Below are 23,528 nucleotides of genomic sequence, written 5' to 3'. Positions count from 1 at the left end.
AATAAGGTTCATAGTTTTAGCAACCTAAAATCTAACGCTCATTCCAAATGTGGACGAGATCATTTGAAGAACACATATCTACAGCTATGAAGATTCATTAAAAAACCGCCGGATTTCTAATCTTTTAGCCACAAATTTTTCCTTTCAATTTGTAGACCGCCATTTGACTTCCTTGAATGGACAATGGTCATTATGATTGCTACAATGATGGTCAAGAAGCGGAAAAAATTGCTCCATACATTTCCAGCAGCATTGTCCGAAACATCAAAAATCATCCAAGCCGAATTCATCAAAACATGAAGTGTTACCGGTATCCAAAGGTTAAACTTCCACTCAGCATACGACCACGAAAATAGGATAGAGCCGAAGAAAGTCATACCGAAAATCAGCACCAATTCTCCCAAATCCTGACTCTGATAAAGATGTAGTAAAGCAAACAGGAGTGATGTAGCTAAAATGGATGGAATAAAACCTAGTCGGGTATAGCGAAAAACTAAACCAAAAAAATAGGCACGAAAGATCATTTCTTCAAAGAATCCTGATGACACACTATTTATTAATAGGGTGTTTGGATCTATTTTCCGATTTAAGGTAAAAACAAAGGCATAACCCAAGAACATCGGTAAAGTAGCTATTATTCCAAAAGAAAGCCCCTGTAAAAAATTGCCTTTCAACCCAAATTTTTCCAAGAATTCATTCTGCCCTTTCGGTTTAAGCAGCATTGCCCCCAAAAGCAACGGTACAAGGCTAATTGAATAGGTCAGTACATGCCCCAAAAATCTACTTTGGACATAGTTGATTATCATGGATTGAAGGGGCGCAAAAAACAAATAATCGAGGATAAAATATATTCCTAAGAAGAGAAATAATACCAGCAGGTTTAAACTTTTTGTGTTCATCTTTTTTTTGAACAAAATTATGCTACCCAAGACGGGTATACAAAGTTATGTGGCGTATGGCAAGATTTAGGGACGATTGACCAAAACGTGGGTGGTCAGTCCGACAAATAGGGTCTAACTGATTCTAAAGCAGACCTCGAAATAACAGCACAATCTTCAGTATCTGCAAAACGTAACAAAAAACCTTGAGCATTCCCTTCCTTTACAAGGATTTTTTCAAAATTGACAAGAAAGGACCGATGACATCGGTGAATAGACCTTGTATTCAACAGTTCAGATAAGCGACTCAATGTAATTCGTACCATCTGCTTCTTTACCATACCATCCTTCCTAAAGTAGATCATGCAATAATTATCCATCGATTTTGCAAAAATAAAATCGCTTGGCAGCAACTTTAACGGTTGATTACCATTGGGAATATCGACCAGGGCTAAATGGCAGTCATTCGCTTGGCTCAATATCATAGCCGGCTTATTGAAAGACTTTCCATCGACGGGTTATCCTTTTCATGATTCGAATGACGTCTATCAACTCGAAGCAAAAAATAAATCGCTGCAATAGGGCTATAAAGTGAAAGCGTGTAACATCCGATATAGGGCAGGTTATTCCATTGCAACGGGGCCTGATTGATGAACCAACCATGATAGACGAAATTTAAAAAACTTGATAATAGGAACACAAGAAAAATACGAAATAGTTCTATCGCAACTGTTCCTCTTTTTTTACGCAAGACGATAGAAATTAAGGCATATGCAATGGATAAAATAGCCCCGTATCCGGATAACAAGCTAAATTTATAGGCATTCTCAAAATTATACGTTCCAAATGGCTGAAAAACCAGTAGGAATACATAAGCTGATAAGCCAAGTAAGAAGGCATAGGTGAGCAGCTCTCTTATGGAGACAATTTTGGGGATAACGATATTTAAATAATTTAGAATAGATTTTTTACATATCATGATTGGATAAATTTAGCATTTTTCTTGTGATTAACAGCGTACATTACACAAAGACTTCTTCAAAAAAGGCTGGCAGAGCAAAAATTTATAGTGAAGAAATTGAAATATATTGAATTTATAATTTAACTTAGAAGATATTTTTTCAAGCGCATTAGTTAGCTTGAATTAAAATTGATTTGTCATATTATATTTTAACGTAATTCTCCAAGCTATGCGTTTAGGTCAACTACTTACTTTATTTCTTTGTTCGGCTTTTGTACATGTTATCCAAGCACAGGAAAGCCAAGTTTTAATAGAAAATGTCAAACTGCTCGACTATACAACTCAAACCTTAACTCCACCAAAACATGTTTTAATAAACGGAAATACAATTCAGACCATCAGTACATCCCCTATTGACGCACAAGGAAAGAATATCGTCAGAATTGACGCTAAAGGCAAAACACTGATACCTGGATTGATTGATGTACATGTCCATTTGGTATTTGGAGCTTTGACAATGCCTCAAATGATGACAAATGACCTATCCGAGGAATTCTTGATCAAGACGGTGGGGCTATCAGCTCAACAGATGTTAATGCGGGGTTTTACAAGTGTACGTGATGTCGGTGGCCCCATATTTCCATTAAAAGCAGCGATCGACAAAGGCAAGCTTTTAGGGCCTAGAATCTGGCCTTCTGGTGCCGTTGTAAGCCAAACTGCAGGCCACGGAGATTTTCGGACACCGGAGGAAAAATCGCGTCGTTTTTTCGGCGTTGTCTCTCGTGCGGAGCGATATGGAGCAACCTTCATCGCCGATGGTCGTGATGAGGTCCTGACTGCAGTAAGAGAGAATCTAAGATTCGGGGCAAGTCAAATTAAACTCATGGCAGGCGGAGGAACTTCTTCAGCATATGATCCTGTGGATGTCACCCAATATACGCTAGACGAAATGAAAGCAGCAGTAGATGCAGCCGAAGACTGGGGAACCTATGTCACCGTACATGCCTATACGCCAAGAGCAATTCGAAGAGCGATCGAAGCTGGCGTAAAATGTATAGAGCATGGACAATTGCTCGATGAAGAAACTTTACAGCTAATTGCAGAAAAAAATATCTGGCTTAGTTTACAGAATCTTGTGGAAGATACACCCGATATGGATCCACAACGAAGAATCAAGCGTAAGCCTGTCATTGAAGGTCAAGAAAAAGTATGGCCTATGGCTAAGAAATATGGAGTAAAACTAGCTTGGGGTACAGATTTCCTTTTTGAACCGGACCTGAATAAATTGCAGAATACTTTTATTTTGCGCCTTCAAAAGTGGTTTACAAATGCCGAAATCATTAAAATGATTACCCAAGACAATGGCGAGCTTCTGCAGCTTTCGGGATTAAGAAGTCCTTATCCTGGCAAGCTGGGAACGGTAGAAGAAGGAGCGTTGGCAGATCTAATCCTTGTAGACGGAGATCCTCTTAAGAATTTAAAACTATTGGCAGATCCAGAAAAAAACTTTCTGTTAATCATGAAAGACGGTCAGATTCATAAAAATAGCCTTCAGAAACGTTAATATTTCCAAGGTCAAATTTATTGTATATCGAAAATACAACATATTAAGATGATCAAATGTATTTTCGATGACATCAGTTAAATGGGGCCATTTGGGCCCTTAAAGGTGAAAAAAGGAATCAAACAATTTTTTACCATCACTAGGTGCAGGCGGTTGCATTACGGTATAATTTAGTTGAAGAGTAAACACCTTTGCATTTAATTGATTAGTTTTGCGTTTAAACGATAAATCAAAGCATCCGGTGGCATTATTATTCAACGACGGGCGTCCAGTAGTAAGACTAAGAGCATTTCGGGCTATCGACGATCCCCAAACCTGTGAGCGTTTCATAGAAGGACACGCGCATGTGTTAACTGCTATAGGCGTAAAGAAAGTAACTTCTTCTAAAAATGACTGGATGTATAATCCCGCATCATTCGTATTGATCGTAGAATCCCTTGATGGCGATAAAGTCTATGGAGGAGTACGTATACACGTATCTGGAGGGAGCGAACCACTTCCCATTGAACAGGCCACGGGAGCGATGGACGCTAAAATCTTAGACCTTGTTTATGATTATGCGCAACAGGGGACAGGTGAAGGTTGTGGCCTTTGGAACTCCAGGGAGATTGCTGGATATGGCATTGGCAGCATATTTTTGACGAGAGCTGGTGCCGCCATCAGTACACAGGTTGGCATTAAATCGCTCTTTGCTCTATGTGCTCCTTACACGGTGAAATTAGCAGAAAGTGTTGGCTACCGTATTGATACAAGTGTTGGAAATAATGGCACATTCTATTATCCGAAGCTGGATCTACTGGCTACCGTAATGATTATGCGCAATCTAGACACCTTGACCGAAGCCGATCAGGAAAACAAAGATGCTATCTTATCGCTTCGTAATAATTCCAATATTGTCCGCATAGAAACTTTACGGAATAAGGAGATTGAAATTCATTATCAAATCGATATTCCGAATCTCAATCAATGGGATTTAAATGAAATTATTAAAAATCTGAAACATACATCATTAGATCATAAACCAGATGATCGTAATTTAAATATCTTATAATGGACACTAAACATTATGGTGCCGGCTATTTAATGGATACCGGTGATTTTCTTAAACAATTAAAAATACATTCATATACTCCTTTTAATACGATTAAAGAGGGGGTTGTCGTCGATCTTGGCTGTGGAACTGGAATGGATGCCATCAATTTGGCTAATATGCTGGGCCATAATGTACTTGTCGTTGGATTGGATCATGATAAGGCCTTAATCGAGCATGCTAAAACAAGCAGTGTAGAGGTAAAGAATGTCGACTTTGTTCAGGGTGAAGTTTATCAACTTAGCTTTACAGATAATTCCATTTCTGGCATTAGAATGGAACGCGTTGTACAACATCTATCGGAAGCAACAAAAATGTTTGCTGAGGTTCATCGTGTTTTGCGCGAAGGTCAACCTTTGGTAATTGTTGAGACGATCTGGAATAGCCTGACATTCTACAGCAAACATGTTGACATTGAAGCGAAAATATGTCATTATTTGACCGAAGAGAAAGTCAAGAATGGCTGGGCTGGGAATAAATTAACTTCAGACCTATTGACTCAAGGCTTTAAACAAGTTCAATTGCAAACATACTGTATGGTAGCCCGTTCGAAAGAAGAGGCCAATCGCTATCTTTTCTTAGATAAAATTCTTCTGGAGATGGTTGAGAAAGAGAAATTGAGTACAGCTGAAATGGAGGAATTTCAAAATACATTAGACCACGCTGATGAAGCGGGTTGTTTCCTTGTTTCTATGAATTTAGTTATTGCCGAAGCAAAAAAATAGCATATAGTGATGAAATGCTGGCTTAACTTGATCTTCTTATTTATTTTTACGTGCAGTTCAACTTGTTTTGGAGAGGTTATTATCGATAAACCGACACAGCGTGTATTGATCGGATACGGCCTGGAGCGTTATACCGGGAAAGGAGAGCCTAACTTTGCAGATACTTCGGCCTCCTCCTTTCAATCGTTAGAAAGCAAGGTCCCCAATTTGGGCATATCACCCGCTGACATCTGGTTTCGATTGCCCGTAACAAACAAGGGCAAAGAAAAGCTTGAACTCTTGCTCGAAATCGCCTATCCCCTCTTGGATGAGGTCGAACTTTTTGTACCGTCATCAAACGGGCATTATAACTCGATCAAGCTGGGCGAACATCAATCTTTTTCGGCGAGAAAATATAAGGTCCCTAATTATGCATTCGACATTCAATTACCTGGAAATGAGAAGACCATCTTTTTTCTTCGCATAAAAAGTACGGAACAGATTATTCTCCCGATCTATTTAAGTAACGAGCGCAGTTTCTTAAAAGAGATGAATGACGACAGTTTGTTAAGCGGCATCTATATTGGTATTGTCGGCATTATGGCGATATACAATTTATTCCTGTTTTTTTCCGTCCGTGAAAGAGGCTATCTGTATTATGTCCTTTATGTTCTTTGTGCAGGAATAACACAAATGGGTATTAAAGGTTACAGTTTTCAATATTTGTGGCCAAATTGGACTTATTTCGCAACAAAGGGTCCTATTATCTTTGGCTGTTTATCGGGCTTATGCGCCCTGCTTTTTGCAGATTCATTTCTTCAATTACGGAAAAATGCACCTCGGTCAAGACGTGTAATTACTGTTTTTATCATCTTTTTTGTCATTGGCAGCCTTCTTACACTGCTCAACCTGACACAACCAGCGTTCATGGTGATGCAGCTAACAACAGGGGCCGGATCTTTATTTGTCCTTTACCTATCCTATCGTGTGATGATAAATGGTTATAAACCGGCTAAATATTTTGTTTACGGTTGGACAATTTTATTATTAGGTTCTGTCGTGTTTTTACTGAAAGACTATGGCATCTTAAAATATAACGATTTCACAAGCAATGCCGTACAAATTGCATCTGTGATAGAAATGGCCTTATTGTCCTTCGGTCTAGCCTATAGTATCAATATCTTAAAAGAAGAGAAAGAAGCATCACAAGTCAGGGAATTAGCGATCTCGCTAGAAAACGAAAAATTGATACGCGAGCAAAATATTGTACTGGAACAGAAAGTGGATGAGCGGACACGTGAGTTAACAGAGTCTAATGAGTCTCTACAAACTACACTTACTCACTTGAAGGAAACACAGTCTCAACTTGTTGAAGCCGAGAAGATGGCTTCCTTAGGTCAATTGACTGCTGGGGTTGCGCATGAGATCAATAACCCAATCAACTTCGTTACGTCTAATGTCGCTCCGTTAAAACGTGATATTAAGATGATCTGGGAAACGCTGGAGGAAGTAGAGCGTATTGCTTTTAAAGAGGGGATATCCGATACTGAAAAGCAGTCTCAGATCAAAAAATTCAAAGATGATCTGGATATTGACTATCTAAAAACAGAGGTAGATTTTCTATTAAAAGGGATGCACGATGGAGCCCACCGGACCGCTGAAATAGTAAAGAGTTTGCGGATCTTCTCGCGCGTAGATGAGGATACATTAAAATTTGCCGATTTAAATGAAGGGCTGGAGTCAACCATGGTTATTCTCAATAGTTTATTGAATAACACGATTGAAGTTGATAAGATCTATGGCGATATGCCAAAGGTCGAATGCCATGCAGGAAAGCTAAATCAAGTCTTCCTGAATATTGTGACCAATGCTATATACGCTGTAAATAAAAAATTTAATCACGATGTGGGTGGCAAAATATGGATTGAGACCGGAATTTATAGCGATAATACATCAGTGTTTATCAAAATAGCCGACAATGGTATCGGCATTCCTAAAGAAATCCATGAACGGATATTTGAACCATTTTTTACCACGAAAGACGTTGGTGAGGGTACCGGTCTAGGGATGTCCATTGCCTATAATACCGTTGCGAAACATCACGGTCGGATTATTGTAGACTCAGAAGTGGGAGCGGGAACAAGTTTTACGCTCATCATTCCGATTCAACAGAATAATTAGTACCACTATAAACTTAAAATAGTTCAATTAACTATTATTTTTTCATATCTTTTGTAAGGGAATAAACCATATAATAAAATTATGCAGAGGGAGCTTGAAATATTATATATCGATGACGAAGTAAACAATTTGGTTAGCTTTAAAGCAAACTTTAGATACGATTATGCTATCCTTACAGCATCCAACACGGGCGAAGCTGAGAAGATACTTCATAGTCATCCTGATATCCGTATTATCTTCTGTGACCAACGTATGCCTGATGAGATGGGCATCGATTTTTTGCATCGCATTAAAAAAGACTTCCCGAAACCGATTCGTATTCTTTTAACGGCTTATGCGAATATGGAAACTGTAATTGATGCAGTCAATAAGGGCCATATCTTCCGATTTGTCCGAAAACCATGGATGAATGAAGAGATCGTTTCCGCTATAGAAGAAGCAAATAAATTTTATATTGCCAACTCTATGCTTGAAGTTAAGAATCAAGAGCTACAAAAAGCTTATGATGAATTGGATAAATTTGCTTATAGTGTCAGTCATGACCTTCGTGATCCATTAACAGGTGTTCTTTCTGCTGTAAAACTTGGACTGGAGTTTGACAGTATAGACCGCATTCATGAGTTACTAGCCCTAATGGATAGCTCATTGGTCAGTTTAGATGCTTATATTGACAGTCTACGGGACTATTATCTCCTACGAAGAGGTGAACTTATGTTGTCAGAGATAAATTTCGAAGAACTCTTTGCCAACATACGCCAGTTTTACAGCATGTATACGCAAAATAAAGATGTTGCTTTTGAAATCTCAGTTGACCAAAAGGAAATCTTTAATGGAGACAAAGCACTGCTAGAACTCATTTTGCATAACCTTCTCTCTAATGCCTTTAAATACCAACGCAAAGGGCAGGAGAACCAGTATGTCAAACTCTCGGTTTTGGTATCAGAACGAAAAGCCAAAATTATTGTGAGTGACAACGGGATAGGGATATCTCCGGAGTATGTTGAAGATATCTTCAAATTATTTTTCAGGGCTAGTGATCAAGCTAAGGGGATGGGATTTGGACTTTATAATGTCCAGAATGCGCTCTTGAAGTTACATGGAAAAATTGACGTGCAGTCACAACCAGATCAGGGCACCACGTTTACAGTCGTTATACCGAGCAAATAAGCCCTCACCGCTGCCAAGCATATCCTATGGAAGCGAGTGTTATCACAACGCAAACAGGCATTTTAAATAAAAACTGCTTTCCTAAAAAAACATTCTTTTAGGAAAGCAGCTTTTGGCGAAGCAAAAACTCCAACTGATCATTCGAAGTCTCAAGTTGAGAATTGGTCTCCACAATCTTTTGACGCTCAGCATAGACATCATAAGCGCGTTGAATCGTTTGATCGAGCTCCTCTTCACTCCACGGCTTGTTGAGATAATGAAAGATTTTTCCTTTATTAACGGCATCAACAACAGCTGCCATATCTGTATATCCTGTCAAAAGAATACGCATTGGGGCTGCGTTTATTTTAATAATCTCTTCCAAAAACTCCACACCGGTCATTTCCGGCATCCGTTGATCAGTAATAATAATATGTATTTGGTTGTTTTTGACAATATCGATTGCGTCGGCACCGCTAATTGCCGTGAACACTTTATACTTTAGTCGAAATGTCGCTTTAAAAGAAAACAGATTGTTTTCTTCGTCGTCAACGTACAATATCGAAATCTTCTTGTCTTCCATAAGCTTATCGTCTGAAATACAAATTTACGTAATAAATTCGCTGAATTAATAACAGATTAAAGAGTTTTATGTTTTCCTAGCAGAAATAATACCTGATCTCTGATAAAATAATGGATTAGTTATCCGAAAATTAAAGCAGTCGACGCCGGAAAAACGATTTAAAGTTAATATCTCAACAACGGTAATAATCCAACTTGCATTAGACACAAAAAAGCCATCCTACATTTGTAAAACGGCTTTTTTCTAAGGTGACCCCGCTGAGGCTCGAACTCAGGACCCACAGATTAAGAGTCTGTTGCTCTACCAACTGAGCTACGAAGTCATTCGATAATCAAATGTAAGGTTCACCGTAGAAAAAGTCAAGTGGAAAAGAATATTTTTTTGACTTTTATGACATTCAAGCGAGATTTTTGGCAGCTGCTCGATAAAAAAACAGACCAAAATAAGCCAATTAAACTACTTATTCTTTCGCCCTATATTGCTTTGTGTTCCCACCACAGCGATCTTTCCCATAATCATTGGCTTAACTTCCATTTCTATTGGTTTATCCAGTAGCATCTTACTTCCTTTTTTGAATGGAATCACAACAGTTTTATAGCCAAGCATCTGTGCACGGAGCTCTTGATCTACTCGAAACAAAGATTGCGGTACCCAAAGTTGAAAATTTCCATTTTCATCCACTTTCGTACGATAATTTCCTAAGGATACTGCTGTGCCCACCATGCTCACATCGTTTCCAGCGCAAACAACTTTACCTTTTATGCTTACCTTAGTACTATCATGGCTCCCTTTTAACGCTGAAATATCATTTGTTGATGAGTTGCCCTGATCTTGCTTCTTTATCTGATCATTTTTCGCTTTTGTTTGGACAACGACAACTTCTCCAGTCAGTTTGTTTTGTGCTTGAGCAGTATGAAAACTCAAGGACCCAACCAATAGGAGGCCCGCAGCAATCTCTGTCCATCTTCCTTGCCAAATAGGGTTTTTAGAAAAAGAAATAGTAGCATCCAATTCGCGCATCAACTGATCTTCATAAAATCGACCACATAACCCCCTACTGGCTTTTTTTATTTGATCCACAATTTCCTGATCATTCATCTGTGAAAAATCAACAACCATCTTCTCACATTGACCACAGAAACGGCCTTGTTCTTGTGGCGTCATCTTACCCCAATCTGCAGAGCAAGATTCTTTTACCTGTAATATAATCTTTTCCATATTGCTTTATATTTTGAGAAGGGATGCAGAAAAATCGCCAATTTCATAATGAAACAGCGCAAAAAACAACTAAACACTGAAAAACAGGCACTTAAAAAAAACAAACTACTTAAAATCGTCTATTAACTTCCACTGAGCAAAGGGTGGGACCAAATGGAGTAAATGAACCGAATGAGGCAAATTATACGCTGAAGAGCGATAAATAGCAAAAATTAGAAGGTCGTATTCATAAAAACATGAGACGTTAAAAAAAATAGGCTGTCCAACAAAATTAGACAGCCTATTTACAGTAAGTAATTCTAACAGTTACTCCCCTATTTTATATTGTCAAGAATTTCTTTTATCGCTCTTTCCAATTGCGGATCTTTATTTTCCATCCGATCTTGTACTGTATTTTTTACAAGAATATCTGGGGCAACTCCGGTTTGTTCGAGATCCTGACCATCAAGTGTATAACATCCCCAAGACGGAAGTCGATAGTTTGATCCGTCGACTAAGCCTTTAGCAGAAGTAAAAATAATCCAACGATAGGTCTCATTACCGATGATTTTCCCCAATTTAAGGGCTTTAAAGCCCGCAGCCGTCATTTCAGCATCGCTCAGCGATTGCTCATTAATCAATAAAACAATAGGCTTCGCAGATGGCGCAAAATTACTTTGTGGTGCACGTTTACCACCTCGGTATTGCCATTGTAAGTAAGGGCGTTGTGACAGAAATCGTAAAACTTCGTCGTGCACATTTCCGCCTGTATTATAGCGTAAATCTAAAATAATCCCTTGTTTGTTATTCTCCTGTTCAGCCATGTCGATCAAGAACCGCTGTAATTCAGTGTCCGACATATTTTTCATATGTGAATACGCTATCTTATTGCTACTCAACTGATCAACTCGACTTCGATTATCTCTAATCCATTGGTCGTAGAGTAGGTCTCTAAACACGGCGCTTGATACCGGACGAATGTTTGTCTGAATTTCCTTGCCATTACGATTCAAGGTCAATTGGATTTCTTCTTCCAGTGAAGGCCAAGTAAAATAACTATCGCGATCTGCCTGCGTATTCAATTTTGTTCCATTAATCGCTATGAGAATATCACCCGCCTGAATATCAGCCTCTTTCTTTGCTGCGGGGCCATTCGGAACAATATAGCTAATCCGATAAGGGTTGCTTGTACCATATATGACACCGATTTCATTCGTTACAAAACCAAACGGCTTACGTTCTTCCTGCCCCATTGAACTGAAACCCAAATGTGACGAATTGAGTTCGCCCAACATATCATTTAAGAGGATGCGCAAATCTGTCCTATCGTTGATACCTGGAAGATACTGCTCATATTTCTTTTTAACAGCGGTCCAATCTACACCATGGAAATTGCTATCGTAGAAATTCTCCTCCAGATTGGCCCATGTCTCATAAAACATCTGATTGAACTCTTTCTCAAGATCCCGATTGAATTTAAAACTCATGGTGACCGCATCAAGCTTATTCAAATCAAGATTATATTTCTGAATTGTTCCTCGACTCAACACAAAGTACTTGCCTGCAGACTCTACAAATTGCCCCATGCCTCCATCAGTGACTTTCTCGGTTTTGGCTGGTGTAAATAACTCATATATGGTACGATATGTACTATATTTTCCTTCATGATTGGAAGCATAGAACAAATAGGACTTATCCCCTTTTTGTATCACCAAAGGATCAGATTGTGTTCCAAATGCTGGACTGACTTGCTCAATTCGGTCACGTAATCCTTCTAAATCCAATTGGACCAAAACAGCTTTCTTGGCTTCGGCTGCTGGTGTTGCGGTTGACTTTACCTTGTCGGTATCATTCTTCTTCTTATCCTTAGCAGCATCTTCCTTCTTAGTTGCACCGGTTTTATTTACTGTCGTATCTTTCTTTTCAGCTGTAACAAATAATTCATCAAACTTTGCGCTACGATAAGGTTGGTCAAAGTTGGTCAATGCCATTCGGAAAATGCTTGAGTTTTGCATACCAGTAGGGTAAGAAGGTTTAGTTCTATTACTCGCAAAATAAATGTATTTACCATCAGGAGACCAATATGGTGCTGCTTCTGTAACACCTGTATTTGTCAAATTCGTCGTTTGCTCATTTTTCAGGTTATACACAAAGATATCCTGTTCAAAATTGCGTATAGCCGTGAATAAAAGATAATTTCCATCGGGAGAAAATGAGGGTGAAGAATTTTGAAATGCCCATATTTCATCTCTAACTACTGTTTGGCTCTTCAAACTTGTCAAATCCAATAGACGAACTTCATCACGTCCGCTGAGATATACCGCTTTTGTTTTATCTGCATTGAATGTAATGTCCCGATTGTTACGCAGATCTTGCGTCAATTGTTTTACCTCTCCTTTACCGTCTGCTGTGCGTGAAAACCAGTTCTGATACCCTTGATACGTTTGACTATAGAGCAATGTTTTACTGTCTTTAAGCCATTTAACTTCCATGATGCGCTCACCTTGACTTGGCATCTGACGAACAAACTTTCCTTCGATATCCGAAACGAACAATTCCCCACGGGATACAAATGCCATCTTTTTCCCGTCCGGTGAAACGTCGAAATTACTGATGTTACCTGAAATATTGAACTCCTTCAGCTTTCCTAGGACCTGATTACGGTTAAGTGCGATGTTGGGCTGCACGGTTTTCTTTGCATTGACATCGTAAATATAAAGCTGGTACCCTTTTTCAAATGCGATCTTACTACCATCTGCCGCGACAAACGGACGTTTGATTGATTCTGGGAAAGAGGTCAATTGGGTTTTCGCTTTTCCAGCTATCTGATAAAGATTGTATTCCCCATTGCTTTCGTCGGACACATAGAATATGTTTCCTTTCTGGTCTACTGTCGGCCAAAAATCCTTACCTATATAATCTGTATACTGTTGAAAAGCTTTTGTTTTGGGATTATAGGACTTTATATCCGGATTGAAAGCACCTTTATATCGCTTGCGGTTGGCCGAGCTATAGCCTTCCCAGCTGTCATTGAATAATAATTCTCCTGAAGGTGTTGGCACCACATTACTGATATAATTAAAGACATGAGGAAACAACCTTGTTGCCGTTCCGCCATCCAAAGCGACTTGATAAGCACTCATTCTATTGTAACGCGATGACGTAAAATAAAGCGTCTTACTATCCCAGCTCCAGCTGTCTACTTCATCCGAAGCATCGTGCGATGTAAGCTGTCGTATATCTCCACCAGCCAAAGGCATCACATAGACGTCCATGTTACCATTTTGATTGGCCGAGAAAGCCAACCATTTTCCATCAGGGGAAATTCGTGGATTGATCTCATTTCCTTCCATTCCTGTCAGCCGAACTGCAACACCGCCCTGGCTCCCTACTTTCCAAAGGTCACCTTCGTAGCTAAAAACCATTTCCTTACCATCGGGACTCAACGTCGGATGGGACAAAAATGTGGGTTGCTGCGCAATAACACAGGTAGTTCCAGCATAAGCTAGTACTGTGCTTAAGATTAGTTTTTTTATCATTTTATCTAGGAGGCTAATAATTGTTTGCCAATACAAAGGTAGAATAGGTATTGAACAATACCAATATGAAAGCGTGAAGAATTTTATATTTTTATTTCTTCACTAGTTCAGCATTTAATCGTAGACCTATTCAACTTATTCATTGGTGTTTATTTTCTAAAGAAGTAGAAGCTCCCACACGGCCTATTTTTGACTTCCACATCTAATATGTTTTTAAATTGAACCATGCTTGAAAATAGACTGAAACAAATGTGTGTCTTTCCGGTTCTTATACAAGGAATGGTTATGCAAAACATATCATATTGAATACATATGTTCTAGCAAAATTCAAAAAGGACATCGTCTATTTTCTTACGGAAAGATTGAAACAGAAGATAATTATCGAATTCAATCGCATATAATTATCAACAAGCCGATGAGCAATTTAAATATGGACATATTTCTGTATTCCTATTGCAACCTAAAAGTTGAAGTATTTTTTGAATCATTATATTTTTTAATGGGATACTTATCCTTAACTTTGCACCCTCAAATCAGAAACTATGGACGCAACGTTAACTCACTCAGAAGAAGATCTTTATAACAAACGAAATCGCATAAGAATCGCGGTATCGCTTTTCTTTTTTTGCCAAGGGATCGCGTTTGCATCTTGGGCAAGTCGAATTCCCGTTATTAAAGCTCATCTCCATTTAAGTGAAGGGCAATTGGGTACAATTTTATTAATGCTTCCTGTTGGGCAACTTGCAACAATGGCTCTTTCAGGAAAGCTGGTTACAAAATATGGCAGTTCAAGTGTCTTGCGTATTGTGCCCATCGCTTATACCTTGGTCCTGTGCTCCATCCCCTTTGCACAGAATGCCTGGCAGATGGGGGGCATATTATTTCTGTTTGGTGTCACTGGTAATATGTGTAATATTTCCGTTAACACGCAAGGCGTTGCAACTGAGCAGATTTTCAAAAAATCAATAATGACTTCTTTTCATGGAGCCTGGAGCATCGCTGGCTTCACAGGTGCACTAGTCGGCTTGTTAACGATGAATTTGGGCCTGAACACCTTTTATCATTTTTTAATCATATTAGTCATTGTCACAGCGAATACACTAATCAACCAAAAGTATTTGGTTCCGGGCAAATCTCCTCAAAAGGAAAAGCGTAGTTTTTTCTCTAAACCGGAAGGTGGCCTACTTCAACTCGGCATTATCGGCTTTTTCAGCATGGCAACAGAGGGGGCAATGTTTGACTGGAGTGGGGTCTATTTCAAGGAGATCGTTCAAGCTCCAGAAAAATTTGTTGTCGTTGGCTACGCTTCTTTTATGATTATGATGGCCACTGGACGCTTTGTTGGTGATGCTGTCATTCGCAAATTAGGGAGAAAAAGAACCCTGCAATACAGTGGCCTGTTGATGTTTGTCGGAATGATGACATCGGTTATTTTTCCTGAATTTATCATCTGCACCCTCGCTTTTATGTTAGTAGGTATAGGTGTGGCCTGCAACGTCCCTTCCATTTACAGCATTGCTGGGCAGAACAAAAATGTACCATCTGGAGTAGCCTTAGCCATGGTTTCAAGCATCAGTTACCTGGGTTTTTTAATGGGACCGCCTTTAATTGGATATATTGCTGAAGCTTTTAGCCTACGCTATTCCTACGGTGTTTTTGCCTGTTTCGGCCTATTGATGTTTGTGATGGTTGGGCGATTATCTTTATTTAAAGAAATACGCGCAGCCTAATCTATCAAAGCACATTTTTACCGAATTTGCACTTTAGATTTTGACCTGAAGAAATCTCAGGCTAAATGACATACGTTTACTTCTTAAAACATAAGGCATTGCCAATAGATAAAAACAAGCTGTACCTGTCCCTAAGATGGAGCCAAACCATACATCTTCCACAAAATGCTGGCCCAAATACACCCGAGAGTAACCCGTTAATACAGCGAGAACAAATAAAATTATACCAAAAGCTCTATTTTTTGAGATAATGGCTAAGGTAGCTGCCATTGCAAAGGCCGACGTTGTATGTCCAGAAGGAAAGGAGTTAAAGTGCGCTACACGCAACCAAGAAACAACATGGAATGTTGGGTCTCCATGAAATACCGTTGCCGGTCTATCGGCATCGAAGAGGTTTTTCAATACACAACAGATCAGCCCTGAAAAGATATATGTCCCGAGGATAGCTCGAGCAAAATTCCACTGCTGTGTACAGCAGTAAGCAATAAATACACCTATAACAAAAAGACCATCTCCAAAATAGGTCTGTATTGTAAAAAGAATATCGGCCCAAAATGCATGACGTGTATTCACAAAATGGAATGCATCTCCCTTCGGTATAAATACAACTATGGCTGTCATTAAGGCCATCCAAATGGCAAAGCAAACAAAAAAAGCAGGATTAGCTGCATATACCTTTCTAAATTGGTATAATAAAAATTTTCCCATTCAATCTATGTTACAGGATTACAGGCCAAAAATAAAATTGCTGTATGTGTAAATAATGATCCGAAAATAAAAATTATATTAAAAATTTACAATTCTATTACGTATTTATTTTGATAAGAAAAGAAAAACTACTAAGCGCTAAACAAAAAAAGCGATGGAAATCCATCGCTTTTCTCAGTAGCCCCGAGCAGAATCGAACTGCTATCAAATGTTTAGGAAACATCTATTCTATCCGTTGAACTACGGGGCCTTTTCAGAAGCCAAACTTAGGTTTATTTTATATATAAGTCAATAGCTAGTCTAAAATCCTGTTATATTTTTTTCAAAAAGAGAGGTAACCGCTGTATAGACTAGTTTTACTAAAGCCATTGACATCCACAATAGCAAAAAATCTATATTAAAGCCGTTTCATGTACGATGGAATAGTCCCGAACAAACGCAAATTTAGAACCTGAAAGATAAACTGGATTTAGAAAATGAAAAATGGTGGAGGGAGAAGGATTCGAACCTTCGAAGCCGAAGCAACGGATTTACAGTCCGTCCCATTTGACCGCTCTGGAACCCCTCCAGCATTGTGTTGTTCTAGAATTGAACGTCGCAAAAGTAGCTTTTGATATGCAAAACTGCAATTATTTCAGACCATAAATTTGTAACTACCGCAGTATGAATTCATTTATTTTCAAGAAATATTCAAATGGCCTGTTCTTCGCCAGATCAAGTTATCATTATTATAATAAAAACTTATTGTTATAATCTAGTCATAATAGATTTTGACGATAGTGTATTGGTAAAATCAATTCGCTTTTTGGATCGAGTTGCTGTATCTTTGTGTCAACAAAAAAAAAGAAAGATATATTATGAGTTTCACAGGTAAAAGTTTTCCAAGCATTACAGTAGATGCAATTGATTATTTAGGCGATAATTTACAAATCAACATTTTTGAAAAAGCAGTTAAAGAAGGTAAAAAAGTGCTTTTGTTTTGGTATCCAAAAGATTTCACTTTCGTATGTCCTACTGAATTACACGCTTTCCAAGAAGCAGCTGCTGAGTTTGAAAAACGCAATACAGTCTTGATCGGCGCTTCTTGCGATACAAATGAAGTACACTTTGCCTGGTTAAACACAGCAAAAGATAACGGTGGAATTGAAGGTGTTGAATATCCTATTTTGGCAGATACCAACCGCAACTTATCAAGTATATTGGGAATCTTAGATGTTCAAGAAGTTGAACACCCTGAATACGGAATATTAGCGCAAGGTTCTGCAGTTACTTATAGAGCAACTTACTTGATCGATGAAACTGGCCGTGTATTCCATGAATCAGTAAACGACATGCCTTTGGGCCGTAACGTTAAAGAATACTTACGTTTGATCGACGCTTACGCTCACGTACAGAAATTTGGCGAAGTGTGTCCTGCAAACTGGGAAGAAGGTAAAGATGCCATGAACGCAGATAGAAAAGGTGTAGCTGATTATTTAGCGAAACACTAACAATACAAGACCATAGTGTCTTATCAACAGGAGCTTTTCCCGGCTCCTGTTGATTTCTCCAACAATCACCTTAATAATAAAATCATGTTACAAGAATTAGAAAACGATAATTTACAAGAAATTGTAAACAATAACGATATTGTTATGGTTCAGTACTCTGCCACTTGGTGTGGTAACTGCAAAATCATGAAACCAAAATTCAAAAAACTGGCTGGCGAAAATGATAGCGTACCTTTTGTTATTGCTGATGCAGAAAAATTTCCTGAATCCCGCAAACTGGCAAATGTCAATAACCTACCCACTTTTGCCGCTTTTAAGAACGGTAAATTAGTCAATCAGGTACAAACAAATAAGTTAGACGCATTAGTAGAATTATTCAATGAAACTACCAGTAATTAAGCATTTGACAGAGTTCATCGAGCAGAATGATGTAGATTATGTCTTGGAAACAATCGAGACACTGGAAGCATTAACCGAAGCTCCTTTGAAAGATGAAGAACTTGACGTTCTTGGTGAATTGATTTCAAACCTATACGGAGCTGTAGAGGTTGATAAATTAATTAAAGAAGGTAACTCAAAAAAAGACGCGTTAAATATGTTTATGAAGCGTGTTTTAGGTGCTATTGATAAATAGTCTTTGCAAAAAAAGCATTCGTGTGAAACTTTCTTTAAAGGTTGTTCCTGTCGTTTTTGAGCATTTGATGCATAGAAACTAACATCAATTGAAATTTGTCAAACAACTAAGCAATTGGATTTAGATCAATCCAGATTTTTTCTGGAGGTAGGAGGGTATCTATCTTATCCTAAAGATCGCTGTATTGCAGCATCTTAAACGCATAACGCCTATATATTATATGTTCTCCAAAAGCTAAAATGTTGACAAAATTTAGCAATGTGGAAAACTAATTAAAGTAATCTGACAGAACTAAATATTTTCTGCATATATTTACTATGTTAAAGGTTGCCACTTGGAGCGAAGCGACAAAATAACTATTCTCTAAAAATTCGTTTCAGGAAAAAATATTTTAATTGTTAAACGGAAATTCCAACTTGATTGGGATTTCCGTTTTTTATTTATACCTATATTTTACCTTTAAATGATCGATCTCTTACTTCATAGCTAAATCCAGATTATTTTTATTTCCTAAGCTTAATCAGCACGATTTCCTTAAGCCCAAGTAATAAACCAACGTCAAAAAAACGCACCACCTAAAGACTGTCAATAAAATTACAATCTCCAACAATCCGTTGTTCATCAAAATCTTTATCTTTAAACATGCGAAGACCTTTTCTCTCTGTTATTATTATTTTGGCTGGTATCTTGTCAACTTCAATCGTTAAAGCACAGAATCCACAGTGGAATGCTGCTGAAATTAAAGTTAATCTAGAAAAACTGAACGTGTTGGGCTCAGTCCTTTATTTTGCGGCACATCCGGATGATGAAAATACCCGGCTAATCGCTTGGCTAGCTCAGGAAAAAAAATATAAAACAGGTTATTTATCCCTAACTCGAGGTGACGGCGGACAAAACCTCATCGGAACAGGACAAGGTATTGAACTTGGATTGATTCGAACGCAGGAATTACTGGCTGCTCGAAAAATCGATAAGGGCGAGCAATTTTTTTCCTCGGCATATGATTTCGGATTCTCAAAGACCCCAGAAGAAACTTTCGAATTCTGGGATAAACAGCGTGTTCTTCGCGAAGCCGTATGGATTATCCGCAAATTTAGACCCGATGTCATCATCACACGTTTCCCTCCAGATCCAAGAGGCGGACATGGTCATCATCAAGCCTCTGCAATTTTAGCACATGAAGCCTTTAAAGCTGCTGCTGATCCGAATCAATTTCCAGAGCAACTTCAATTTGTACGCCCCTGGAAAGCTAAACGCTTGCTTTGGAATACAGCTAACTTCGGAGGTCAAAACAATACACGTGAAGATCAGTTAAAAATAGATATCGGGGATTACAATTCTCTTCTAGGAGCCTCTTATGGAGAAATTGCCGCACACAGCCGTTCATCACACAAAAGCCAAGGCTTTGGTTCGGCAAGCCAACGTGGCTCATCAATCGAATACTTTGAGTATGTAGACGGTGCACCTGCCAAAAATACACTCTTGGATGGTGTTGACACCTCATGGAAAAGAATTCAAAACGGCAGTAAAGTTGAATCCTTGATTGATCACATCAATCAAACATATCAAATTGATAAACCCGAATTGATCATTGCTGAATTGATCCAACTGTACAAAGCACTGGATCAAATTGATGATGAATACTGGAAAACTGAAAAGAAAAAAGAGGTTGAAAAACTAATTCTTGCCTGTGGTGGAATTTGGTTCGAAAGTATCGCTAAAAATCCATCCTACGCCTTGGAAGATCAGATCAAAGTGGAACATTCCATTATTGTTCGGCGTCCAAATGTAACCGTTGAGCTGACCCAAATAAATGGAAATAGCATTCATGAAACACTAAAAATAAACAAGCTACAAAGAGACTCTGTTCTTATACATGCCGACAGGACGACACAACCATACTGGTTGATTGAACCACATGGAAAAGGCAAATTTAACGTCAGTGATTTTAACCTGACTGGCTATCCAGAAAACCCCTATGCTCCAGAGGTATCATTTCAACTCCGGATCAATGGTGAAAATATCACACTCAGTCAGCCCATAAAATATAAATATACCGATCCTGTTCGTGGCGAAATCTACGAACCCATTGTGATCGTCCCACAGTTGACGGCAAAAAGTTCCAGCCCTTTGGCACTTACACAAAATGCCCACACTGTCAAAGTGAATCTGACTTTTCAGAAAAACGGACAAGCAAACACAACCACATTTAACGTCAGACCGCATGTACCTAAAGGCTGGGAAGTTTCACCGGCATCTTTTGACCTATCTTTTGACAAAGGCAAACGTACAATTTCCAAAGAGATCAGCATAAAACCATCAGATGATTCTAAATCTTCCATTGATACCCTGGGGTTCCTCTTGGCGAACAAAGAACGTTTAAAAGAGATAAAATCCATCGATTACAATCATATCCCTAATATTGTTTATTTTCCAGATGTCGCTATAAAAATGAGCAATATCAACCTGATCAACGACGTAAAGAAAGTGGCATACATCCATGGGGCAGGGGATCTAATTCCGGAGTCGCTGGCAGCCATTGGTGTTAAAGTCGATGTTTTAAGTAACGAACAGGCATTAAAAGCAGACCTTTCTAGCTACGATGCTGTAATCTTGGGTGTACGAATTTTCAACGTTAACAAGCAAATTGCGCAGCTCCAAAACAGACTACTTGCGTATGTGAACATGGGTGGAACGGTCCTGGAACAGTACAATGTAAACAATGGACTGTTCTCAAAAAACTTTGGTCCTTTTCCTTTTAGCATCGGAAGAAGCCGTGTAACAGACGAACTTGCAACGGTACATTTCGATAAAAATGACCCGATTTTTAATTACCCGAACAAGATCAGCGACGCCGACTTCGAACACTGGGTGCAGGAGCGTGGACTCTACTTTGCGGAAGATATTAATAAAAAATATCGCACCCCGATCACCATGCAAGATCCCGGCGAACCGTTACATAATGGCTCATTACTCATTGCTCAATATGGAAAAGGTAAATTTGTTTATACATCTTTGTCTTTTTTCAGACAATTGCCTGCCGGAATTCCCGGAGCTTACAGATTATTCGTAAATTTGCTATCAAAATCAAAATAATATAATAATGGAAAATCAGATTGACAACAGCTGCACAACAATTGATGCTGGCAAAGCAAAAGGAATCATTCTTTTAGTTGCTGTAGTATTTGGTGCATTAATTGGATTCACTGCAAACGAGACATTTTTAAGCATCTTTGGAGGTGCCGCTGTCGGATTGATTATCGCTGCTATTTTTAATAGCGTTATCTATCCTCAAAAGCCTTCAGATAGATAAGAAAGATGAATAGCTGGAAGCGTTTCTACTGGTTGGTCGTTATCTGGCTATTCGTATTCATCCTTTTTCTGTACATTTTCACGAACCACTATTCATGAGTACAGCAGATTGGATCGTGTTATTTCTGACACTCTTAGTTATTGTCATTTATGGCGTTTATAAGAGTAGAGGTATAAAAAATATTGACGGATATCTTCTAGGTAATCGTTCTTTACTTTGGTATCACGTCGGATTATCGGTAATGGCGACGCAAGCGAGCGCCATTACTTTCTTATCTGCCCCCGGCTTAGCTTATTCCTCAGGAATGAGTTTTGTCCAATTCTACTTTGGTCTTCCTTTGGCCATGATTGTGCTCTGCATTACATTTGTTCCTATTTTTCATAAGCTAAAAGTATTTACAGCCTACGAATTTCTAGAAAAGCGGTTTGATGTCAAAACCAGAGGGCTCACTGCCATTCTTTTTTTGATACAGCGGGGGATATCAACGGGTATTACCATCTTTGCACCGGCTTTAATTATATCGACCATCCTTCATATTGATCTAACATGGACCACATTGGCTATAGGAAGTTTTGTTGTTATCTATACCACCTATGGAGGAACCAAAGCCGTGTCTCATACACAGTTGCTTCAAATGAGCATTATCTTTGGATCATTACTCGTAGCAGGTATATTAGTTATCCATCTGCTACCAGAGTCTATTGGATTATCAAAAGCACTTCATATTGCAGGAAAATCAGGAAAAACCAATGCATTGGATTTTACTTTTGACCTCAATAATAACTATACACTTTGGACAGGACTAATCGGTGGTTTTTTCCTACAGCTTTCCTACTTCGGGACCGACCAAAGTCAAGTAGGTCGTTATTTGACGGGGGCTTCGATCAAAGAAAGTCGCATGGGATTAATTATGAATGGTCTATTGAAAATCCCTATGCAATTTGCTATCCTGTTGATTGGAGTTCTTGTATTTGCCTATTATCAATTCCATCAACCGCCCATTTTTTTCAATCAAGTCGAGATCAAGAAGCTCAAAGAAAGCAAATATGCTCCTGACTACCAGCTTCTCGAACAAAAGCATAGTGAGCTATTTAAAACACGTGAATCTGTTGTTCAGCAGCTTAATACAGCATTGGATCACGGCGATGAAAAAAGAATTGCTGATTATCGATCCTCACTCGGTCAACTTAATGCAAAAATGCAGGTCGTAAAAGAAGGGACTGTGGACTTAATCAAAAAAAACAACCCAACAGCGGAAACGAATGACAATAATTATGTCTTTCTTTCTTTTGTGACAAGCGTCTTTCCAAAGGGCCTAATTGGACTACTCATAGCGGTCATTTTTCTCGCATCCATGGGGTCTACGGCGAGTGCTATTAACTCATTGGCCTCAACAACGACCATTGATATCTACAAAAGATTTATTAATCCTAACTCATCTGAAAAACAAGACCTTTTGTGGTCGCGTTTATTTACGTTGATCTGGGGTACATTTACTGTTATTGTAGCTTTGTATGCGAATAGATTGGGTAATCTCCTCGAAGCGGTCAATATCTTGGGCTCACTATTCTATGGTACTATCCTAGGGATTTTTATCGTTGCCTTCTACATGAAGAAAATCCAAGGCAAAGCTGTTTTTCTTGCAGCCATTCTTTCCGAAATTATCGTGATAGCAGTATGGACGATGAATAAGATTCCTTTTCTCTGGCTAAATCTTATTGGCTGCCTAGCTGTCATGTTAATCGCCTATATCGTGCAACTGGGGACGAAAACACCTCGCCCTATAGAGGTCAAAAAAGATCTTGAATAA

19 protein-coding genes and 3 tRNA genes are annotated in these 23,528 nt (G+C 38.7%); 12 read left to right on the top strand and 10 right to left on the bottom strand.

Going from position 1 to position 23,528, the window contains the following annotated elements; genetic code table 11:
* Nucleotides 1-116: 116 nt before the first annotated feature.
* From OK025_RS08050 to OK025_RS08040, 3 genes are all read right to left on the bottom strand, one after another.
* Nucleotides 117-899, bottom strand: a complete 783-nt coding sequence (locus tag OK025_RS08050) for a CPBP family intramembrane glutamic endopeptidase (RefSeq protein WP_317669036.1) — start codon at nt 897-899, stop codon at nt 117-119.
* A gap of 95 nt (nt 900-994) precedes the next feature.
* On the bottom strand, nt 995-1,363 hold the full coding sequence (locus OK025_RS08045) for a LytTR family DNA-binding domain-containing protein (RefSeq protein WP_317669035.1): 369 nt from the start codon (nt 1,361-1,363) through the stop codon (nt 995-997).
* Nucleotides 1,360-1,857, bottom strand: coding sequence for a hypothetical protein (locus tag OK025_RS08040; protein ID WP_317669034.1), 498 nt, complete (start codon nt 1,855-1,857; stop codon nt 1,360-1,362). The genes OK025_RS08045 and OK025_RS08040 overlap by 4 nt, the downstream gene beginning before the upstream one ends.
* A 211-nt stretch (nt 1,858-2,068) precedes the next feature.
* Between OK025_RS08040 and OK025_RS08035 the strand changes: the two genes are divergently transcribed.
* From OK025_RS08035 to OK025_RS08015, 5 genes are all read left to right on the top strand, one after another.
* Complete coding sequence (locus OK025_RS08035) at nt 2,069-3,403, top strand: amidohydrolase family protein (RefSeq protein WP_075990369.1); 1,335 nt, start codon at nt 2,069-2,071, stop codon at nt 3,401-3,403.
* A 241-nt stretch (nt 3,404-3,644) separates the two neighbouring features.
* Nucleotides 3,645-4,454, top strand: coding sequence for a hypothetical protein (locus OK025_RS08030; protein WP_070562848.1), 810 nt, complete (start codon nt 3,645-3,647; stop codon nt 4,452-4,454).
* Nucleotides 4,454-5,218: a methyltransferase domain-containing protein gene (locus OK025_RS08025; protein ID WP_317669033.1), complete on the top strand. Its 765-nt coding sequence runs from the start codon at nt 4,454-4,456 to the stop codon at nt 5,216-5,218. The genes OK025_RS08030 and OK025_RS08025 overlap by 1 nt, the downstream gene beginning before the upstream one ends.
* 9 nt (nt 5,219-5,227) lie before the next feature.
* A complete protein-coding gene (locus OK025_RS08020; protein WP_317669032.1) occupies nt 5,228-7,378 on the top strand; it encodes a 7TM diverse intracellular signaling domain-containing protein in 2,151 nt (716 codons plus the stop codon).
* Nucleotides 7,379-7,459: 81 nt separating this feature from the next.
* Complete coding sequence (locus OK025_RS08015; RefSeq protein ID WP_317669031.1) at nt 7,460-8,545, top strand: hybrid sensor histidine kinase/response regulator; 1,086 nt, start codon at nt 7,460-7,462, stop codon at nt 8,543-8,545.
* Between the two features lie 97 nt (nt 8,546-8,642).
* On the opposite strand, the gene OK025_RS08010 is transcribed toward OK025_RS08015, so the two are convergent.
* From OK025_RS08010 to OK025_RS07995, 4 genes are all read right to left on the bottom strand, one after another.
* On the bottom strand, nt 8,643-9,107 hold the full coding sequence (locus OK025_RS08010; protein WP_046673283.1) for a response regulator: 465 nt from the start codon (nt 9,105-9,107) through the stop codon (nt 8,643-8,645).
* Nucleotides 9,108-9,356: 249 nt separating this feature from the next.
* Nucleotides 9,357-9,429: transfer RNA gene (locus OK025_RS08005), tRNA-Lys, on the bottom strand.
* Between the two features lie 134 nt (nt 9,430-9,563).
* Complete coding sequence (locus tag OK025_RS08000; RefSeq protein WP_317669030.1) at nt 9,564-10,325, bottom strand: hypothetical protein; 762 nt, start codon at nt 10,323-10,325, stop codon at nt 9,564-9,566.
* Between the two features lie 314 nt (nt 10,326-10,639).
* Nucleotides 10,640-13,843, bottom strand: a complete 3,204-nt coding sequence (locus OK025_RS07995) for a S41 family peptidase (RefSeq protein WP_317669029.1) — start codon at nt 13,841-13,843, stop codon at nt 10,640-10,642.
* A 542-nt stretch (nt 13,844-14,385) separates the two neighbouring features.
* Here OK025_RS07995 and OK025_RS07990 point away from each other — a divergent pair.
* The gene (locus OK025_RS07990; protein ID WP_317669028.1) at nt 14,386-15,573 is read left to right on the top strand and encodes an MFS transporter; all 1,188 of its coding nucleotides are present in this window, start codon (nt 14,386-14,388) and stop codon (nt 15,571-15,573) included.
* A 33-nt stretch (nt 15,574-15,606) separates the two neighbouring features.
* Here OK025_RS07990 and OK025_RS07985 read toward each other — a convergent pair whose 3' ends face one another.
* The 3 genes from OK025_RS07985 to OK025_RS07975 all read right to left on the bottom strand — a co-directional run bounded on the left by OK025_RS07985 (nt 15,607) and on the right by OK025_RS07975 (nt 16,849).
* The gene (locus OK025_RS07985; protein ID WP_317669027.1) at nt 15,607-16,281 is read right to left on the bottom strand and encodes a phosphatase PAP2 family protein; all 675 of its coding nucleotides are present in this window, start codon (nt 16,279-16,281) and stop codon (nt 15,607-15,609) included.
* Nucleotides 16,282-16,459: 178 nt separating this feature from the next.
* Nucleotides 16,460-16,531 (bottom strand) — tRNA-Arg (locus OK025_RS07980).
* Between the two features lie 234 nt (nt 16,532-16,765).
* Nucleotides 16,766-16,849, bottom strand: a tRNA-Tyr gene (locus OK025_RS07975).
* A gap of 289 nt (nt 16,850-17,138) precedes the next feature.
* Here OK025_RS07975 and OK025_RS07970 point away from each other — a divergent pair.
* The 6 genes from OK025_RS07970 to OK025_RS07945 all read left to right on the top strand — a co-directional run bounded on the left by OK025_RS07970 (nt 17,139) and on the right by OK025_RS07945 (nt 23,528).
* Nucleotides 17,139-17,771, top strand: coding sequence for a peroxiredoxin (locus OK025_RS07970; RefSeq protein WP_317669026.1), 633 nt, complete (start codon nt 17,139-17,141; stop codon nt 17,769-17,771).
* An 84-nt stretch (nt 17,772-17,855) separates the two neighbouring features.
* Complete coding sequence (locus OK025_RS07965) at nt 17,856-18,170, top strand: thioredoxin family protein (protein WP_046673204.1); 315 nt, start codon at nt 17,856-17,858, stop codon at nt 18,168-18,170.
* The gene (locus OK025_RS07960; RefSeq protein WP_046673203.1) at nt 18,151-18,405 is read left to right on the top strand and encodes a DUF6952 family protein; all 255 of its coding nucleotides are present in this window, start codon (nt 18,151-18,153) and stop codon (nt 18,403-18,405) included. Before OK025_RS07965 ends, OK025_RS07960 begins: the two co-directional genes overlap by 20 nt.
* Before the next feature lie 642 nt (nt 18,406-19,047).
* The gene (locus OK025_RS07955; protein ID WP_317669025.1) at nt 19,048-21,501 is read left to right on the top strand and encodes a PIG-L family deacetylase; all 2,454 of its coding nucleotides are present in this window, start codon (nt 19,048-19,050) and stop codon (nt 21,499-21,501) included.
* A gap of 7 nt (nt 21,502-21,508) precedes the next feature.
* Entirely contained in the window at nt 21,509-21,718 is a 210-nt protein-coding gene (locus OK025_RS07950; protein ID WP_075990403.1) for a hypothetical protein, read from the top strand.
* A 94-nt stretch (nt 21,719-21,812) separates the two neighbouring features.
* The gene (locus OK025_RS07945; protein WP_317669024.1) at nt 21,813-23,528 is read left to right on the top strand and encodes a sodium:solute symporter; all 1,716 of its coding nucleotides are present in this window, start codon (nt 21,813-21,815) and stop codon (nt 23,526-23,528) included.

Source organism: Sphingobacterium sp. UGAL515B_05 (genome assembly GCF_033097525.1).
GTDB lineage: Bacteria > Bacteroidota > Bacteroidia > Sphingobacteriales > Sphingobacteriaceae > Sphingobacterium.
Note: the sequence above shows the minus strand (reverse complement) of the source record. Positions and strands in the feature narration are given on the sequence as shown.

Excerpts from the sequence above, each read along its gene's own strand:
- OK025_RS08050 (WP_317669036.1), bottom strand. The coding sequence starts at position 899 with ATGAACACAAAAAGTTTAAACCTGCTGGTATTATTTCTCTTCTTAGGA.
- OK025_RS08045 (WP_317669035.1), bottom strand. The coding sequence starts at position 1,363 with ATGATATTGAGCCAAGCGAATGACTGCCATTTAGCCCTGGTCGATATT.
- OK025_RS08040 (WP_317669034.1), bottom strand. The coding sequence starts at position 1,857 with ATGATATGTAAAAAATCTATTCTAAATTATTTAAATATCGTTATCCCC.
- OK025_RS08035 (WP_075990369.1), top strand. The coding sequence starts at position 2,069 with ATGCGTTTAGGTCAACTACTTACTTTATTTCTTTGTTCGGCTTTTGTA.
- OK025_RS08025 (WP_317669033.1), top strand. The coding sequence starts at position 4,454 with ATGGACACTAAACATTATGGTGCCGGCTATTTAATGGATACCGGTGAT.
- OK025_RS08020 (WP_317669032.1), top strand. The coding sequence starts at position 5,228 with ATGAAATGCTGGCTTAACTTGATCTTCTTATTTATTTTTACGTGCAGT.
- OK025_RS08015 (WP_317669031.1), top strand. The coding sequence starts at position 7,460 with ATGCAGAGGGAGCTTGAAATATTATATATCGATGACGAAGTAAACAAT.
- OK025_RS08010 (WP_046673283.1), bottom strand. The coding sequence starts at position 9,107 with ATGGAAGACAAGAAGATTTCGATATTGTACGTTGACGACGAAGAAAAC.
- OK025_RS08000 (WP_317669030.1), bottom strand. The coding sequence starts at position 10,325 with ATGGAAAAGATTATATTACAGGTAAAAGAATCTTGCTCTGCAGATTGG.
- OK025_RS07995 (WP_317669029.1), bottom strand. The coding sequence starts at position 13,843 with ATGATAAAAAAACTAATCTTAAGCACAGTACTAGCTTATGCTGGAACT.
- OK025_RS07990 (WP_317669028.1), top strand. The coding sequence starts at position 14,386 with ATGGACGCAACGTTAACTCACTCAGAAGAAGATCTTTATAACAAACGA.
- OK025_RS07985 (WP_317669027.1), bottom strand. The coding sequence starts at position 16,281 with ATGGGAAAATTTTTATTATACCAATTTAGAAAGGTATATGCAGCTAAT.
- OK025_RS07970 (WP_317669026.1), top strand. The coding sequence starts at position 17,139 with ATGAGTTTCACAGGTAAAAGTTTTCCAAGCATTACAGTAGATGCAATT.
- OK025_RS07965 (WP_046673204.1), top strand. The coding sequence starts at position 17,856 with ATGTTACAAGAATTAGAAAACGATAATTTACAAGAAATTGTAAACAAT.
- OK025_RS07960 (WP_046673203.1), top strand. The coding sequence starts at position 18,151 with ATGAAACTACCAGTAATTAAGCATTTGACAGAGTTCATCGAGCAGAAT.
- OK025_RS07955 (WP_317669025.1), top strand. The coding sequence starts at position 19,048 with ATGCGAAGACCTTTTCTCTCTGTTATTATTATTTTGGCTGGTATCTTG.
- OK025_RS07950 (WP_075990403.1), top strand. The coding sequence starts at position 21,509 with ATGGAAAATCAGATTGACAACAGCTGCACAACAATTGATGCTGGCAAA.
- OK025_RS07945 (WP_317669024.1), top strand. The coding sequence starts at position 21,813 with ATGAGTACAGCAGATTGGATCGTGTTATTTCTGACACTCTTAGTTATT.